The 14,257-nt window shown below is 74.0% G+C and carries 12 protein-coding genes; 4 read left to right on the top strand and 8 right to left on the bottom strand.

Going from position 1 to position 14,257, the window contains the following annotated elements; genetic code table 11:
* The first annotated feature begins 194 nt into the window (after positions 1 to 194).
* Both ABT129_RS18685 and ABT129_RS18680 read left to right on the top strand, forming a co-directional pair.
* On the top strand, positions 195 to 464 hold the full coding sequence (locus tag ABT129_RS18685) for a hypothetical protein (RefSeq protein ID WP_351902158.1): 270 nt from the start codon (positions 195 to 197) through the stop codon (positions 462 to 464).
* A gap of 131 nt (positions 465 to 595) precedes the next feature.
* The gene (locus ABT129_RS18680) at positions 596 to 808 is read left to right on the top strand and encodes an MbtH family protein (protein WP_351902156.1); all 213 of its coding nucleotides are present in this window, start codon (positions 596 to 598) and stop codon (positions 806 to 808) included.
* An 80-nt stretch (positions 809 to 888) separates the two neighbouring features.
* On the opposite strand, the gene ABT129_RS18675 is transcribed toward ABT129_RS18680, so the two are convergent.
* On the bottom strand, positions 889 to 1,809 hold the full coding sequence (locus ABT129_RS18675) for an ornithine carbamoyltransferase (RefSeq protein WP_351902154.1): 921 nt from the start codon (positions 1,807 to 1,809) through the stop codon (positions 889 to 891).
* Positions 1,810 to 1,862: 53 nt separating this feature from the next.
* The gene (locus ABT129_RS18670) at positions 1,863 to 3,233 is read right to left on the bottom strand and encodes a helix-turn-helix domain-containing protein (RefSeq protein WP_351902152.1); all 1,371 of its coding nucleotides are present in this window, start codon (positions 3,231 to 3,233) and stop codon (positions 1,863 to 1,865) included.
* A 193-nt stretch (positions 3,234 to 3,426) separates the two neighbouring features.
* On the opposite strand from ABT129_RS18670, the gene ABT129_RS18665 reads away from it, so the two are divergent.
* Positions 3,427 to 6,474: an AfsR/SARP family transcriptional regulator gene (locus ABT129_RS18665; RefSeq protein ID WP_351902150.1), complete on the top strand. Its 3,048-nt coding sequence runs from the start codon at positions 3,427 to 3,429 to the stop codon at positions 6,472 to 6,474.
* A 106-nt stretch (positions 6,475 to 6,580) separates the two neighbouring features.
* Here the strand turns inward: ABT129_RS18665 and ABT129_RS18660 are convergent, their stop codons facing one another.
* From ABT129_RS18660 to ABT129_RS18635, 6 genes are all read right to left on the bottom strand, one after another.
* Positions 6,581 to 7,159 carry a hypothetical protein gene (locus ABT129_RS18660; RefSeq protein ID WP_351902148.1) on the bottom strand — a complete coding sequence of 193 codons (579 nt, stop codon included), beginning with the start codon at positions 7,157 to 7,159 and terminating at the stop codon, positions 6,581 to 6,583.
* Positions 7,160 to 7,335: 176 nt separating this feature from the next.
* Positions 7,336 to 7,800, bottom strand: coding sequence for an ATP-grasp domain-containing protein (locus ABT129_RS18655; protein WP_351902146.1), 465 nt, complete (start codon positions 7,798 to 7,800; stop codon positions 7,336 to 7,338).
* Positions 7,801 to 7,974: 174 nt separating this feature from the next.
* Positions 7,975 to 8,625 carry a thymidine kinase gene (locus ABT129_RS18650; RefSeq protein ID WP_351902144.1) on the bottom strand — a complete coding sequence of 217 codons (651 nt, stop codon included), beginning with the start codon at positions 8,623 to 8,625 and terminating at the stop codon, positions 7,975 to 7,977.
* A gap of 52 nt (positions 8,626 to 8,677) precedes the next feature.
* Entirely contained in the window at positions 8,678 to 9,883 is a 1,206-nt protein-coding gene (locus ABT129_RS18645) for an alkaline phosphatase family protein (protein WP_351902142.1), read from the bottom strand.
* Positions 9,883 to 10,479, bottom strand: coding sequence for a DUF5998 family protein (locus ABT129_RS18640; RefSeq protein ID WP_030325407.1), 597 nt, complete (start codon positions 10,477 to 10,479; stop codon positions 9,883 to 9,885). Before ABT129_RS18640 ends, ABT129_RS18645 begins: the two co-directional genes overlap by 1 nt.
* 164 nt (positions 10,480 to 10,643) lie before the next feature.
* Positions 10,644 to 13,778 (bottom strand): bifunctional acetate--CoA ligase family protein/GNAT family N-acetyltransferase, encoded by a 3,135-nt coding sequence (locus ABT129_RS18635; protein ID WP_351902139.1) that lies wholly within the window; start codon positions 13,776 to 13,778, stop codon positions 10,644 to 10,646.
* A gap of 196 nt (positions 13,779 to 13,974) precedes the next feature.
* Here ABT129_RS18635 and ABT129_RS18630 point away from each other — a divergent pair, with 196 nt between their 5' ends.
* Positions 13,975 to 14,256 carry an HPr family phosphocarrier protein gene (locus tag ABT129_RS18630; RefSeq protein ID WP_351902137.1) on the top strand — a complete coding sequence of 94 codons (282 nt, stop codon included), beginning with the start codon at positions 13,975 to 13,977 and terminating at the stop codon, positions 14,254 to 14,256.
* Position 14,257 lies beyond the last annotated feature (1 nt).

The raw sequence follows: 14,257 nt of genomic DNA, 5'->3' as shown, positions 1-14,257 counted from the left end.
TCGGAACGTCCCTTCGGCATCGATCGTAGGAAGGCGGGATCCCGCCGACCGGCGCCCGGAGCGGCAACCGGGCGGCAGTTGCCGGTACGTGCCGCCGCCGTGTTCCCGGCCCGTCCTACAGTCGGATTCCGCCGCCGCGCCGGCCTGTTCGGACAGCGCGAGCACGCGTCCCGGAGACCCTGAGGAGTGGACCCATGTCCCAGATCGCCCCCGCCGCCGAGCTGGCCGCGGCCCTGCGTGACGTCATGTCGGATGCCGATCGCCACGAGCCCCTGGGCGAGGCGAAGTTCGCGGTGCTGGAGGCGGCGGTGCAGCTGATCGACGCCGACCGGCCCGAGCTGGCGGACCAGCCCGGGCTGCGTACGGAACTGCTGCGCGAGGCGCTCGGTTCGGTGCGGGCCGCGGCGGTCGCCACCGGCATCGCCGTCACGCGCGCGAACGAGGTGTCGCGCGTACTGGTGTGAGGAGACGCGGCGCGAGGTGCTGCCGCCGAACTGCCGCCCGGGCTGCCCGAACCGGCGTACCCGCTCTCGTAGCGTCGTGGCACCGGTGCGGCACCGGATCCCCGTTCCACGGACCCCACAGAGGTGAAGCCATGGCAACCAATCCGTTCGACGACGCCGACGGCCGTTTCGTCGTCCTGGCCAACGACGAGGGCCAGCACTCGCTGTGGCCCGCCCGGGTCCGGCGCCCGGAGGGCTGGCGGCTGGTCCGCGAGGAGGGCAGCAAGCAGGAGTGCGCCGAGTACGTCGAGACCCACTGGACGGACCTGCGTCCCCGTTCGGTCGTCGCCGCGATGGGCGGCTGACGGAGGGCGGGCACGGCGGAGGGGCGGCGTCGGTACGGGCTCTCACGAGCCGGTGCCGACGCCGCCCCTCCGTCGTGTCGTCACTCCCGGCCGGTCACGCACCACTCCAGGACCGCCATCGCCGCGGTCATCTTGTGGTGGGCCTGCCGCCAGGCGAGGCTGCGCTCCCCGTCGAGGACCTCGTCGCTGACCTCCTGGCCGCGGACGGCGGGCAGGTCGTGCAGGAAGACGGTGTCCGGTCCGCTGTACCGCTCGAAGAACTCCCGGTCGACGGCGAAGCCCTCGAAGGCCGTCAGCCAGTCCGGGTCCGCCTTCGGCACGCCCATCGTCTGCCAGCGGCTCGTGTAGACCGCGTCGACGGGTCCCTCGACCGCGGCCGGGTCGGTGATCCGGCTCACCAGGTGTCCCTCGCCGCCGAGTTCGTCGACGAGGTCGAGGGTGCTCTTGGGCACCTCGTACCCCTCGGGGCTCAGCAGGGTGATCCGCAGTCCGGGCGTGAGCGCGCCGGCCAGCGCGAGGGCCGCGCCGGAGCTGTTGCCCTCGCCGACGACGAGCACATGGCGTCCGGCGAGCTCCCCGAACCGCTCGGCGAGCGTGGCGAGGTCGGCGATCGCCTGGGTCGGGTGCTCGTCCAGGCTGAGGGCGTTGACCACGGCGAGGTCGGGGCTGCCGCCGAGGCGGCGCATCTCCTCCACGTCGCCGTTGGTCCGTACGACGAGCGCGTCGAGGTACTGGCCGAGGACCCGGCTGGTGTCCTCCACCGTCTCCCCGGTGGTGAGCTGGAGTTCGTCGGGGCCGAACGTGATGACGTCGGCGCCCAGCCGGGTGGCCCCGCTCCAGAAGGAGGTACGGGTCCGGGTGGACGACTTGCGGAAGTAGATGCCGACCTGGCGTCCCGCCAGCGGCCTGGCTTCGGCGCCGGCGCCGAACTCGACGGCGCGGGCGACGATGCGGGCGAGCTGCTCGGGCGTGAGGTCGGCGAGCGAGATCAGGTTGCGCATGGCGGACGGGCCTTTCTGCGAAGGATCGGGAGAGCGGGGTGGGTGGGGTGGGGTCAGGAGACGAGGGCCGAGGCGGGGACGAGCGAGGCGGAGCGTTCGGCGGCGTGCTGCCGCACCAGGTTGAGCACCCCGAAGCGCGGGGCGCCGTCCTCCTCGCCGGGCAGCCGTCGCACGAGCCCGCGCAGCATCAGCGCGTGCACGTCACGGACCACGGCGGCCGGGGTTCTGGACAGTCCGGCGGCGGCCTGGTCGGCGCTCCAGCCGTCGGGGAGCATGCTCAGGTCGCCGAGGAGCGCCGCCGGAGCGTCGTCGAGGCGGCGCACGGCCGCCGCGAGGAGCGCGGCGAACCCCTCGCCGCCCGTGTCGCCCGCGGTCACGTCGTCCACGACGTCCAGCGGGGTGTCCCGGGCGATCCTCAGCAGCTCGGCGGGTGAGCGCAGCAGCAGCCAGGAGGCGGCCGCCTCCATCGCCCGGGGCACGCCGTCGAGGGCCCGGCTCAGGCACGCCACCGTGCGCACGAGGGAGTCGCCGGGCATCAGGTCGGGGCGCATGTGACCGACGTACGACAGCATCAACTCGACGGCGGGCTGCCCGGCGGTCAGGGACTCCCCCGGCAGTGGCGTTCCCGTGCCGTCCGACGGCTCCGGCTCGGGTACGGGCAGCGGGCCGAGCGGCAGCATCCGGTTGCCCGGGGTGCGGTGCGGCTCCCGCGTGGTGATCAGCACCTTGAGGCGTTCGCAGGCGTGCAGCAGTTCCAGGAGCGGGGGTGCGATGTGGGGGGCGGCGTCGTGGCCGTCGAGGACGAGGAGGGTGGCCCGGCCGCGTATGACGGAGGCGAGTTCGTCCAGGCCCCGGCCGCCGAGGGCGAGGGAGCGGGCCCAGCCCGTCAGGGCGGACCGCGGGCTGCGGGACGCGGCGGGCCCGGACGCCTGCGGCGGCGCGGCCTCGTTCATGTCGACCCAGAGGACCGGCGTCCGGTCGCGGCCGTGCAGCAGCAGCGCGGCCTCCTGGGCCAGTCGGGTCTTGCCGACGCCGGCCAGGCCCACGACGCTGAGCAGCCGCTCGTGCTCGGTGGCGAGCAGTCCGGTCAGGGACCGCAGTTCCTCGGTGCGGCCGACCAGCCTGCGCAGCGGCTGCGGCGGCGGCGCCAGCTCCGCGCCGTACGTCTCGCGCATCACCGTGCCGGCCTCCGCTCCCTCGACGGCCAGCTCCAGTGCGGCGCGGCGGGCGTCGCTCAGCCGCATGGCGCCGGCGAGCAGCCGGAGCGTCTCCCGGCGCGGGTGCCGCACCCTCCCCTGCTCCAGGTCGCGGATGGCCCGCACGCTGACGGTCGAGAGGCCGGCCAGCTGTTCCTGGGTGATGCCGGCCCACTGCCGCGCGGACCTCAGCTGTTCGGCGAGCCCGTCCGGAGATGCCTCGGTCATGACCAGTCTCCTTGCTGCATGGGGGTCCTCACTGTCGAGGGCCGCGAGGAAGTCGGCCTCGTGGTTCCCAAGGTGGCGGCGGGGCTTACCGATCCCGTACCGCCTCGTTCCCGAGGGTCACGGGAACGGGCTAGGATCCGCATGCACCGGCGGGTGGGGCGTGGACAGGTGACCTGGGGGGGTGCTCACGGCGATGACCGCTGCCGAAGGGCGATCGCTGCGTTTCAACGTGCTGGGCCCCCTTGAGGGCTGGGCCGACGGCTCCCGGCTGCGGCTGGGAGGACTGATCCAGGAACGCGTCCTCGGCACTCTGCTCCTGGAGCCCGGACGGGTCCTGACGATCGGCCGCCTCGTGGAGTCGGCCTGGGCCGAGGACCCGCCCGCCACCGCCTCCCACCAGGTCCGCAAGGCGGTCGCCGACCTCCGGCGGCGCATCCCCGACGGCAGCGCGGTCATCGTCACCGACGGCCCCGGCTACCGGGTGGTCCTGGGCCCCGGGCAGTTGGACCTCACCGAGTTCGGCACCCTGGTGCGCGAGGCCAGGGACGCGCCCGGCGAGGGGCGTACGGCCGACGCGGTGGAGGCGCTCCGCCGGGCGCTCGGCCTGTGGCGCGGCCCGATCCTGTCGGGAGCGGGCGGCCCGGTGATCGAGGCGGTGGCCGCCGCGTTCGAGGAGCGCCGGCTCGCCGCCGCCGAGCACCTCTTCGAGCTGCGCCTCGGCCTCGGCGAGACCGCCGAACTCGTCGTGGACCTGCGGGACCTGGTGCAGGCGCACCCCTTGCACGAGTCGCTGCGCGCCCAGTTGATGCTCGCCCTGTACCGCTCCGGACGGCAGGCGGAGGCGCTGGAGGAGTACGGCCGGGTGCGCGAACTCCTCGTGGAGGAGCTCGGCGTGGACCCGGGCCCCCGCCTCACCAAGGTGTACGAGGGCATCCTGCGCGACAGCCCGGAACTGGCCACTCCCCTCCCCCCGCCGGTCGCGGCACCGCCGCCCGCCCCGGTCGTCGTGGCCGCCGAGGCCCCGTGCACCCTGCCGTACGACCTGACGGACTTCACCGGCCGCGAGGACGAACTGCAGGAGCTGCTCGACTCGGCGGGACGGGACTACGCGCGTCATTCCCGGATCGTGGCCCTGGACGGCATGGGCGGCAGCGGCAAGACCTCCCTCGCGGTGCACGCGGCGCACACCCTGGCGGGCGAGTTCCCCGACGGACAGCTCTACATCGACCTGCGCGGCTACACACCGGGCGAGCAGCCGGTGGCCGCCGGCGAGGCGCTCGACAGTCTCTTACGGGCCATGGGCGTGCCGGGCGCGCGCATCCCGGAGGACGTCCCGGGGCGTACGGCGCTGTGGCGGGCGACCGTCCTGGGGAAGCGCCTGCTGCTCCTCCTCGACAACGCGGTCGAGGCGGACGACATCAGGCCGCTCCTGCCGACCTCGCCCGGCTGCCTGGTGCTGATCACCAGCAGGGCCCGGCTGCTGGACCTCGACTCGGCGCAGTGGATCTCGATCGACGTGATGTCGCCGCCGGAGTGCGCGGCGCTGATCGCGGAGACCCTGGGCGAACAGCGGTACGCGGCGGAGCCGGAGGCGGCGGCCGAGCTGGCCCGGCTCTGCGGCCATCTGCCCCTGGCGCTGCGGATCGCCACCGCCCGGCTGCGCAACCGGCCCCGCTGGACGCTGCGTTACCTGGCCGACCGGCTCCGCGACGAGACCCGCAGGCTGGACGAGCTCAGCTCGGGGCAGCGCAGCGTCGCCGCGACCCTGCGCCTGTCGTACCAGGCCCTGCCCCAGGAGTGCCGGACCGCGTTCCGCAGCCTGGCGCTGCACCCCCGCGGCGACCTCGACGTCTACGCGGCCGCCGCCCTCCTGGAGACCGACCCGACCGAGGCCGAGGACATCCTCGAACTGCTGCTGGACGTCCACCTGTTGCAGCAGCCGGACATCGGTCTGTACACCTTCCACGACCTGGTGCGGAGCTTCGCCCAGAGCCTGAGGTCGGCCGCGACGGAGGACGACGACTCCGCTTCGACGCGCAGGCTGCTCGACTACTACCTGGCGTCGACGGAGTCGGCGTGCCTGGTGATGTTCCCGGGCCGGCGCCGCATCCCCACCGGGGTGGCTGAGGTCGAGGAGGCGGACGCGTGGGTCAGCCGGATCCCGCGGCTCGCGGACAGCGGGCAGGCCGAGCGGTGGTTCGCGCGGGAACAGGGCTCCCTGCTGGGGGCGGTCTGCCTGGCCGACCGGAACGGACACGACCGCCACACCGTGTTCCTCTCGCGCAATCTGGCCTTCCAGCTCAGCGCGCGCGGCCAGTTGGAGGAGTTCCGCTCGATGGGCCTCCTGGCGGTGGCCGCCGCGCGCCGGCTCGGCGAACTGCCGCTGCTCGGCATCAGCCTCTCCAACCTGGGCGTCGCCTGCTGGAAGCTGGGCCGGTTCGCCGAGGGCATCGAGGTCGCCACGGAGGGCCGTGACGTCGCCGAACGCCTCGGCGACATCCAGACGCTGGCCCACAGCGAGAGCGCCCTCGGGCAGCTCAACAGTCTGCTCGGCCGGTTCCCGCAGGCGCTCTCCCACCTGGAGAAGTCGATCGCGCACCAAAGACAGCTGGGCGCGAGCCGGGCCGAGGCGGAGAGCCTCACCCTGCTCAGCACCCTGTACGAGCAGTGGGGCCGGCACGAGGAGGCGGCGTCGGCGGCGCGTCGGGCGATCGCGCTCTGCGACGAACTGGGCCAGCACGAGAACAAGTTGGTCGCCTTCACGGACCTGGCCTTCGCCCACGCCTGCCTCGGCGACAACGAGGCCGCCGGCTCGTGTCTCGCGCGGGCCCGTGAGCTGTGTACGGAGAACAGCGACCCGGGGCAGGTGGCGCTGGCCATGGCCCTCCTCGCGGAGGTCACCCAGCGCCTCGGCGGCGACGAGCAGGCCGTGCGGTACGCGGACAGCGCCATCGAAACGATCGGGCCAAACGTTTCTCCACTCCGCCGGGCCAAGGTCGAGAACACCGTCGGCCGCTACTTGTACAAGCGCAAGGAGTACGCGGCCGCCCTCGGCCTGCACGAGCGCGCTTACGAGGTGGCGCACTCGCTCGACTTCCGCATCGAGATGGCCTACGCCCTGTCCGGCATGGCCCGCGCCCAGGCCGCCCTCGGCCTCGTGGAGGAGGCGACCCGCAACGAGCGCTCCGCCGAGGACCTGTTCGGCGAGATGGGCGTCCCGGCGGAGCGCCGACGCACCTGACTCCCGCGCGCCCGCCCGGTGGTGCGGCGGGCGCCGGACGGACCGGTGCCCCGCACCGGTCCGGGAGGACCTGTGCGGGGCACGGTGACGTGTCACGTGGTGGGAATCAGACGGCGAGGAGAGCCGGGCCACCGGCGGAGCCCGAGCCGGCCCCGGGGGCGGTGGGACCCTGGTCGTCGGTGGCGGCGGCCGGGACGACGCCGTTCCCGCCGATGACGGTCGGGCCCTGGTCGTCGGTGGCGACCCCGTTCGTCCCGATCACGGTCGGACCCTGGTCGTCGGTGGCGGCGATCCGGACGACCCCGCCCTTGCCGATCACGGTCGGACCCTGATCCTCGGTCACACCGGCCCGGACGACCCCACCCTTACCGATGACCGTCGGACCCTGGTCGTCGGTGACGACGGCCCGGACGACCCCGCCCTTGCCGATCACGGTCGGACCCTGATCCTCGGTCACACCGGCCCGGACGACCCCACCCTTGCCGATCACGGTCGGACCCTGATCCTCGGTCACACCGGCCCGGACGACCCCACCCTTACCGATCACCGTCGGACCCTGGTCCTCGGCCTGGACGTGCACCCCGACCGGCTGGCTCTGCGAGTTCCCCGCCTCGACCGTGGCCCCGATACCGAAGGCGAGGGCGGCGGCGACGATCCCGACGAGTCCGGTCGACTTGCGTCCCATGGCCTATCCCCTTTGCGTGGTTTTCTCCGGTCCTGCTTCCCGACACCACGTACTTTCCGGCGACCCGTTCCCGGACCGTTCCCGAGCCGATACCGCTGGGCGGGAGGGCACGGGAACGCACCCGGGAACGCCTGGTCAACCCGGGTGGGACCCACTTCGCGGCAGAGTGGAGGCGCTCACCCCGCCCCGGGACAGGGGCGGGGACGGGGCCGGGGCTCGCGGGCGAACACGGTCGCGCCGCCGCCGAGTCGGCAACTCACCACCCGGGGCCCCCGCGCGGTGAGCACCACGGTGGTGGAGACCCGCCCGGACCCGACGTCCGCCAGATCGAGCAGCGCGCGCACCGTGGCGCGCAGCGCCGCGACCTCGTCCTCGTCGGGCGCGCCCCCCTCGGGCGCGGCACGGCCGGGCGACGGCTCGCCGCGCCCGCGCCGCACGCTGATGTCCACGACGGTGTGCATGCTGTTGTCGCTCACGGTCTCGACACGGAACTCGGGCCCTTCCCAGGACTCCTCGGCCTCCGTGCGAGGCTCGGGCCGGTCCGCCGGCTCTCCCTCGACCGACCGCTCGATGGCGGACAGCTCCTGAAGGATGTGGCGTAGCCCCTCGGCCACGTCGATCCGGTCCGGGGGATGCTTCATCAGTGACTCCTCCTGCAGAGAACTACTCCGTCAGGGTCGAGCCACCCGATACCGTTCCCCTCCCGCTCCGGTCCCGCCCGCGGGCGGTCCGGAAGAGGGACCGGGGGAAGTCGGGGAAGGGCCGGGCGAAGCCGGTGGAAGGGCCGGGGGAAGTCGGCGGAAGGGCCGGGGAGGTCAGTCGCCGTTGACCGGCAGGACGTCCGGGGAGAGGGCGCCCGCCTGGGCGGAGCCCGAGGTCATCCTGCGGCGGTGGTGACGGCGGCAGAGCACCTCGTAGCCGATCTCCTCGGCCGGACGGTTCACGTCGCCGACGACGACCTGCTCGCCCTCGACGACCATCTCGCCGCCGACCGTACGGGCGTTGTGCGTGGCGCGGGCCCCGCACCAGCAGAGCGCCTCGACCTGGAGCTGCTCGATGCGGTCGGCCAGTTCGATCAGCCGCTGCGAGCCGGGGAAGAGCTTGGTGCGGAAGTCGGTGGTGATGCCGAAGGCGAAGACGTCGAGACCGAGGTCGTCGACGATCCGCGCGAGCTGGTCGATCTGCTCCGGGTCGAGGAACTGCGCCTCGTCCACGATCACGTAGTCCGCCTTGCCGCCCTGGGAGAGCTGGGCGACGAGGTACCCGTACACGTCCATGTCCCGGGGGGCCTCGACCGCCTCCGTGACCAGGCCGAGGCGGGAGGACAGCTTGCCCTCGCCCGCCCGGTCGTCACGGGTGAAGATCACGCCCTGCAGCCCCCGCGCGTCGCGGTTGTGAGCGATCTGGAGCGCCAGGGTGCTCTTCCCGCAGTCCATGGTTCCGGAGAAGAAGACCAGCTCGGGCATGACGGGTCGGGGACCTTTCGGGTCGTGGGAGGGGGTGGGGTGTCCGGAAGGGTCAGGAGCGCACTTCGAGCAGCGGGACGAGCTGCTCCGCGGGGGTCATGGACCCGTGCATGCCGACCATCGCGGACTCGTGGGGCTCGTTGACGGAGGCGGTGATGGCGACGTCGTCGTGGGCCGCGGCGACGACGTCGCCGATCCGGCCGTGGACGCGCTCGTCGATCTCCTCGCCGAACCAGCCGAGCGAGATGGCCTCGTCGCGGCTCGCGACCCAGAACTGCTCGCCGATCACCTCGCGCCAGCAGGTGAGGACGTCCGTCGCGGCACCGGGCACGGCGTAGACGTGCCGGGCGCGCCCCTCGCCTCCGAGGAGGGCGACGCCCGCGCGCAGCTCCCAGTCCTCGTCGAAGTCGATGCGGTGCTGCTCGTCGAAGGGGATGTCGACCATGCCGTGGTCGGCGGTGACGTACAGGGCCGAGCGGGGCGGCAGCTGCTCCGCGAGGCGCTGTACGAGCCGGTCGACGAACATCAGCTGGCCGCGCCAGGCGTCGGAGTCGATGCCGAAGCGGTGTCCGGCGCCGTCGAGTTCGCTGTAGTACGTGTAGACCAGCGAGCGGTCGCCCGCGGCGAGCTGCTCGGCGGCGAAGTCCATCCGCTCCTCGCCGGAGAGCCGGCCGTGGAACGTTCCGCCGCTCAGCGCGACCTTGGTGAGCGGGGTCTGCTCGAAGATCGGGGAGGACACCTGGGCGGTGTGGACCCCGGCCTCGTGCGCGAGCTGGAAGACGGTGGGGTACGGCTGCCAGACGCGCGGCGAGGTCCACGGCTTCCAGCGCAGCTGGTTCATCAGCTCGCCGGTCGCGGGGTTGCGCACGGTGTAGCCGGGCAGTCCGTGCGTACCGGGGTAGCGGCCGGTGCCGACGGAGGCCAGCGAGGTCGCCGTGGTGGCGGGGAAGCCGGCGGTGATCGGGCGGCCGGTGCCCCCGCGCGAGGAACCGAGGAGCGAGGTCAGGTACGGGGCCTCGTCCGGGTGGGCCTTGATCTGCTCCCAGCCGAGTCCGTCGATCAGGAAGACGCAGTTCCGGTCGGCCGGGGAGAGCTCGGCGATCCGCGGCGCGAACCCGGGCACGCCCTGTCCGGCGACCAACGTGGGCAGCACGTCACCGAGGGAGCCGAAGGTGTACTCGGGGACCGGCGCGGTCCCGGGAGCGAGCGGGACCGGATCGTCGGGCCAGCCGTGGGTCACGGCGGTGGGGTGGACCATCAGCGGGTGGGCGCGGCGGTGGCCGCGATGGCTTCGGACAGGGCCTGGGCGAAGACGAGGGTCTGTCGGACGGTGTCCGGGCCGTCCCCGGCCTCGCTCACCCGGAGGCTGAGGTCGTCGGCGGTGGCGTTGCCCGTGTAGCCGTGGTCGGCGTCGCAGTTGGCGTCGCCGCAGGCGGCGGGCTCCAGGTCGATGCGGGAGACGGCGCCCCAGCCGATGGTGAGGACCACCTCGCGGGGCAGCGTGCCCGGCGTGTACGACTCCGGGTTGGCGACCACGCGGCTGACGACGACCGACGAGATCCGGTCGAGCTTCACGGACTCGGTGGACGTCGTGGCGTACGGGGTCGGCGAGCTGGTGTCGGCGGCCTGCTCGTCGGTGTGGCTGACGATGAAGCGGTGCGGCGTCAGGACAAGGACGGTCACGTGCCGCCGGACCTCGTTCGCGTCGAAGGTGGTCTCCTGGTGGACCACGTACGACGCGACGGCCTCACCGCCCACGGCGGCCTCCACCGCCTCGGCCACGAGGGCCGGGTAGTAGCCGCTGCGCTCGATCGCCGCGCGCAGCCCCTGGGTCGTCGTACCGGTCTTCGCCATGGACTCCATCCTAATCCGTATGTAAGGACGGCTTGGCCGATTGTGAACCCGGCCGGGCGGTTCGCGACGGCCGGGGCTGTGACATCTGACTCGATCCGGACGGGGAGGAGCCCGCCGGACCCGGCCCGGGCCTCTTCGGTGGCTCGGCAGGCCGCGCGGGCCGCTCAGTAGCTCGGCAGGCTGCGGGGGCCGAGGTCGGTGCGGGGCGCCGGAGGGGCCAGCCGGACGGTGGCGCCGAGGACGGAGAGCCCGCGCGGCGCCACCACCACCGGTTCCAGGGAGACGGCGACCACCTCGGGGTGGTCGTCGACGAGCCGGGAGACCCGGAGCAGCACCTCTTCGAGGGCCGGGGTGTCGACGGGGGCGGAGCCGCGCCAGCCGAAGAGCAGCGGGGCGGTGCGGAGCGAGCGGACGAGTTCGGAGACGTCCCGGTCGGTCGCGGGGACCAGCCGGTGGGCCGTGTCGCCGAGCAGCTCGGAGGCGGCGCCCGCGAGCCCGAAGGAGAGGACGGCGCCGACGGCCGGGTCGATGGCCGAGCGGACGACGGTGTCGACGCCCCGGGGCACCATCGCCTGGACGACGGGCTGGAGCTCCTCGGGCTTGCCGAGGACCTCGGTCAGCTCGGCGTAGGCCGTACGGAGCTGTTCCTCGGTCGCCAGGTCCAGGCGGACGCCGCCGAGGTCGGGGCGGTGGCGGAGGTGGGGAGCGGTCGTCTTGAGGGCGACGGGGTAGCCGAGCCGGCCGGCGGCCGCGACGGCCGCGTCGGGACCGGAGGCGGGCAGGGTCGGCAGGACGGTGATGCCGTACCGCCCGAGCAGTTCCCCCGCCTGCTCGGTGCCGAGGGTCACGCCCCGGGGGTCGGCTTCGGCGGCGCCGAGGACCCGCTCGATGAGGACGGCGGCCCCGGCCTCGTCGATGTCCTCGAATTCGGGCACCCGGCCGGGATCGGCGGCCTGCCGCCGCCACTGCCCGTACCGCACGGCCTCGGCCAGCGCCCGCACGGCCCGCTCGGCGGCGGGGTAGGAGGGGATGGCGGCGGGCGGGGCGGACGGAGCGGACTCGGCAGGAGGGGTGGCGCCGTCCGCCACCTGGGCCGGACCGGAGCCCACCGGGCCAGGGCCGGACGCCGCCGGACCGGACGCGGCGGGGCCGGGACCGGACGCCACCGGGCCAGGGCCGGACGCCAACGGCGCCGGACCAGGGACCGCCGGGCTCGGGCCGGACGCCACCGGACCGGGACCGGACGCGGCGGGGCCGGGACCGGACCCGTCCCGGCCGAGCTCCGGCGCGGTGGGACCGGCCTCGGCCGGGGCCCCGGCCAGCCGGGAGCCCGAGGTGGTGGTGGCGGCGCTCCGCCCCGGCGCCGCCGGGCGGGTGCTCGTGGCGACCGCGAGGGCCTCGGCGAGGCCGCCCATCTCGACGTGGACGACGACGACCGGCTTCGTCGGGACGGCGGCGGAGGCGACGGCCTCACGGAGGGCGGCCGCGAGGACCTCCCCGTCGCCGAACTCGGTCGCGCCGTTCTCGCCGACCCAGGGGATCGCGGTCACCACGACCGCGTCGGAGGTCTCGTCGGCGAGCGCCGCCGCGAGCGCGTCCCGGAAGTCGGCCGGTTCCGCCGCCGTGGTGAGGTCGAGCGGCCGCAGCGGGCGCAGCCCCTCGGTCAGACAGGCGTCGTACGTGAGGAGGCCGAGGGACTCGGAGTTGCCGAGGATCGCGACGCGGGGCCCGGCGGGCAGCGGCTGCGCGGCGAGGAGCAGTCCGGCGTCGACGAGTTCGGTGACGGTGTCGACGCGGATGACGCCGGCCTGGCGCAGCAGCGCGGAGACCGTGGCGTGCGGGATGCGGGTGACCGGCACCCGGTGGCCGGGCGGGGCGCTGCCGCTGTGGCGGGCGCCCTTGACGACGACGACCGGCTTGACGGCGGCGGTGCGGCGGGCGAGCCGGGTGAACTTGCGGGGGTTGCCGATCGACTCCAGGTAGAGCAGGACCACGTCGGTCCCGGGGTCGTCGTACCAGTGCTGGAGGAAGTCGTTGCCGGAGACGTCGGCGCGGTTGCCGGCCGAGATGAAGGAGGAGAGGCCGGCGCCCCGCCGGTGGAGTCCGGCGAGGAGGGCGATGCCGATGGCGCCGGACTGGGTGAAGAGTCCGATCCGCCCGGCGGCGGGCATCTGCGGGGCGAGGGAGGCGTTGAGCCGCACGTCGGCGGAGGTGTTGATGATGCCGAAGGCGTTGGGCCCGATGATCCGCATGCCGTACGAGCGGGCCTGCCGGACGAGCTGCCGCTGGCGCTCGCGGCCGGCGGCCCCGCTCTCGGCGTATCCGGCGGAGAGGACGACGAGGCCCCGGACACCGTGCTCGCCGCAGTCCGCGACGGCCTCCGGCACCCGTTCGGCGGGGACGGCGACGATCGCGAGGTCGACGGGCTCGCCGATGGCGCCGACGGAGGGGTGGGCGGGGACGCCGTCGAACTCGGTGGCGCCGTCGCCCTCGGAGAGCGCGGCGTTGACGGCGTACACCCGTCCGGCGAAGCCGGCCCCGACGAGGTTGCGCAGCACGGTCCGGCCGACGCCGCCGGGGGCGCGGCCGGCGCCGACGACGGCGACGGACCGGGGGGTGAGGAGGCGCTGCACGGAGCGGGCCTCGGCCCGCTGCTCCCGGGCGCGCTGGACGGCGAGGGAGCGGTCGGTGGGTTCGAGGTCGAGGTGGAGCCGTACGGAGCCGTCCTCGAAGCTGCGCTTCTGGGTGTAGCCCGCGTCGGTGAAGACCTTGATCATCTTGGTGTTGGCGGGGAGGACCTCCGCGGCGAAGCGCCGGATGTCCCGCTCGCGTGCGACCGCCGCGATGTGTTCGAGCAGTGCGGAGGCGACTCCGCGGCCCTGATGGGCGTCCTGGACGAGGAAGGCGACCTCGGCCTCGTCGGCCGGGGCGGAGGCGGGCAGTCCGCGGTCGTTGATGCGGTCGTAGCGCACGGTGGCGATGAACTCGCCGCCGACGGTCGCCGCGAGTCCGACCCGGTCCACGAAGTCGTGGTGGGTGAAGCGGTGGACGTCCTTGGCCGAGAGGCGCGGGTAGGGCGCGAAGAAGCGGTAGTACTTCGACTCGTCCGAGACCTGCTCGTAGAAGCTGACGAGCCGGTCGGCGTCGTCGGCGGTGATGGGTCTGATGCGCGCGGTGCCGCCGTCGCGCAGGACCACGTCCGCTTCCCAGTGGTCGGGGTAGTCGTGGTCCGGTGGCCCCGGACGCGCCGGTCGTGCCGGTGGTTCCGCCGCTTCCGACTGCTCCGACGCACTCTGCATGGGGTCAGCCTACGGCCGCGACACGACCGTGGCACCGGTCGCGCGGCGGGTGTGCGCCGTGCAAGGTAGGGGCAACGCCGTGCGCGGTGGGAGAGGGCCGAAAGGCGGTCCGATCCGGGCCGAAGGTCGGCGCGAGCACGGAGCATCCCGTGAGAGACTGGTCTAGACAACCCCTTAAGACTTGAAGGGCAACACCATGGCTGAGCGCCGCGTCAACGTCGGCTGGGCCGAGGGCCTGCACGCCCGCCCCGCGTCCATCTTCGTCCGTGCCGCCACGGCTTCCGGCGTTCCGGTGACGATCGCCAAGTCCGACGGCACCCCGGTCAACGCCGCCTCCATGCTCGCCGTGCTCGGCCTGGGCGCGCAGGGCGGCGAGGAGATCATCCTCGCTTCGGAGGCCGACGGCGCCGAGGCCGCTCTGGACCGTCTGGCGAAGCTGGTCGCCGAGGGTCTGAACGAGCTCCCCGAGACCGTCTGAT

It is taken from the genome of Streptomyces sp. NPDC002057 (assembly GCF_040296665.1).
In the GTDB taxonomy this organism is placed as follows: domain Bacteria; phylum Actinomycetota; class Actinomycetes; order Streptomycetales; family Streptomycetaceae; genus Streptomyces.
The sequence above is the reverse complement of the archived record's forward strand: the minus strand, read 5'-3'. Positions and strand labels throughout refer to the sequence as shown.

What these genes read in the sequence shown, in the direction of transcription:
- ABT129_RS18660 (WP_351902148.1), bottom strand. Translation starts at nt 7,159, where the DNA reads ATGGGACGCAAGTCGACCGGACTCGTCGGGATCGTCGCCGCCGCCCTC.
- ABT129_RS18640 (WP_030325407.1), bottom strand. Translation starts at nt 10,479, where the DNA reads ATGGCGAAGACCGGTACGACGACCCAGGGGCTGCGCGCGGCGATCGAG.
- ABT129_RS18655 (WP_351902146.1), bottom strand. Translation starts at nt 7,800, where the DNA reads ATGAAGCATCCCCCGGACCGGATCGACGTGGCCGAGGGGCTACGCCAC.
- ABT129_RS18635 (WP_351902139.1), bottom strand. Translation starts at nt 13,778, where the DNA reads ATGCAGAGTGCGTCGGAGCAGTCGGAAGCGGCGGAACCACCGGCACGA.
- ABT129_RS18670 (WP_351902152.1), bottom strand. Translation starts at nt 3,233, where the DNA reads ATGACCGAGGCATCTCCGGACGGGCTCGCCGAACAGCTGAGGTCCGCG.
- ABT129_RS18645 (WP_351902142.1), bottom strand. Translation starts at nt 9,883, where the DNA reads ATGGTCCACCCCACCGCCGTGACCCACGGCTGGCCCGACGATCCGGTC.
- ABT129_RS18680 (WP_351902156.1), top strand. Translation starts at nt 596, where the DNA reads ATGGCAACCAATCCGTTCGACGACGCCGACGGCCGTTTCGTCGTCCTG.
- ABT129_RS18650 (WP_351902144.1), bottom strand. Translation starts at nt 8,625, where the DNA reads ATGCCCGAGCTGGTCTTCTTCTCCGGAACCATGGACTGCGGGAAGAGC.
- ABT129_RS18685 (WP_351902158.1), top strand. Translation starts at nt 195, where the DNA reads ATGTCCCAGATCGCCCCCGCCGCCGAGCTGGCCGCGGCCCTGCGTGAC.
- ABT129_RS18665 (WP_351902150.1), top strand. Translation starts at nt 3,427, where the DNA reads ATGACCGCTGCCGAAGGGCGATCGCTGCGTTTCAACGTGCTGGGCCCC.
- ABT129_RS18675 (WP_351902154.1), bottom strand. Translation starts at nt 1,809, where the DNA reads ATGCGCAACCTGATCTCGCTCGCCGACCTCACGCCCGAGCAGCTCGCC.
- ABT129_RS18630 (WP_351902137.1), top strand. Translation starts at nt 13,975, where the DNA reads ATGGCTGAGCGCCGCGTCAACGTCGGCTGGGCCGAGGGCCTGCACGCC.